2 protein-coding genes are annotated in these 802 nt (G+C 60.8%); both read right to left on the minus strand.

Annotated features, from left to right (window positions below):
• Nucleotides 1-136 precede the first annotated feature (136 nt).
• The gene (locus tag G3480_RS27020; RefSeq protein ID WP_007042694.1) at nucleotides 137-454 is read right to left on the minus strand and encodes a helix-turn-helix domain-containing protein; all 318 of its coding nucleotides are present in this window, start codon (nucleotides 452-454) and stop codon (nucleotides 137-139) included.
• Nucleotides 447-802, minus strand: a 356-nt coding sequence (locus tag G3480_RS27025; protein ID WP_164657264.1) for a type II toxin-antitoxin system RelE/ParE family toxin, incomplete at its 5' end; no start/stop codon positions are given. The genes G3480_RS27025 and G3480_RS27020, both read right to left, overlap by 8 nt.

Below are 802 nucleotides of genomic sequence, written 5' to 3' on the forward strand. Positions count from 1 at the left end.
CGGCCAGTTGCTGACATTCGGCCAACGCCAGCGAGCGACCGCAATGGCCTCTTCCGTGGACGTTGGAGTCCGTCTGCGGCCGGCCGAATCGGCAAGGGACCAGCGCCGCGAGCTTCCTTTCGACTGGACCGGGCGTTCAGGCGATTGCCTGAATCCCCTTCTTCTCGATGACGGTCAGAAGCCGAAGTGCTGGCCCGCCCGGGCGCTTGACGCCTCGCTCCCAGTCCGAGACCAAGTTCTTGCTTACATTGAGGTAACGGGCAAAAACTGGCTGAGAAAGATGCTCGCGCTCACGCAGAGCGCGAATGGCCTCGGGAGAGAGGGGCTCGACTGGCGTCAGACAAGCGTCATCGAATTCGCGCATGGTCTGCTTGTCGATGGCACCTACCTCTTGGAGGGCCTCCATGGTCTCGTGAATCGAAGCCATCGCGTCGCTACGATACTGTCTAGCCATCCTGTTCAACCTCCGAGAATTGCCCCTTCTGGATCAGTGCAGAGAGCTGCTCGTCCGTCATCTCAAGGACGTGCCGCGCCGCCTTCTTGAATGCTGTTTCTTCCTCGTCGCTGATATTGGTCTGCTGGCTCTTGGCGAACCCGTAGACGAAGAAGGCGCGATGTGCCTGACGGTACAAGATCAGCGTCCGGTAGCCTCCTGATCGACCTTGCCCAGGGCGCGCCAAACGCTGCTTGATGACTCCGCCGCCGAGATCAGCATCGATCAGACCCTGCTCCGCTCGCAGGACGGCTTCACGTAACATCCCGTCCCGGATCTTCTGCTTGCGCGCGAAGCGCTCGAACCAAG

Origin of the sequence: Thiorhodococcus mannitoliphagus, from assembly GCF_010915725.1 — a bacterium.
GTDB lineage: Bacteria > Pseudomonadota > Gammaproteobacteria > Chromatiales > Chromatiaceae > Thiorhodococcus > Thiorhodococcus mannitoliphagus.

Bases quoted from the DNA above. Each gene is read 5' to 3' on its own strand.
- G3480_RS27020 (WP_007042694.1), bottom strand. From the start codon at position 454: ATGGCTAGACAGTATCGTAGCGACGCGATGGCTTCGATTCACGAGACC.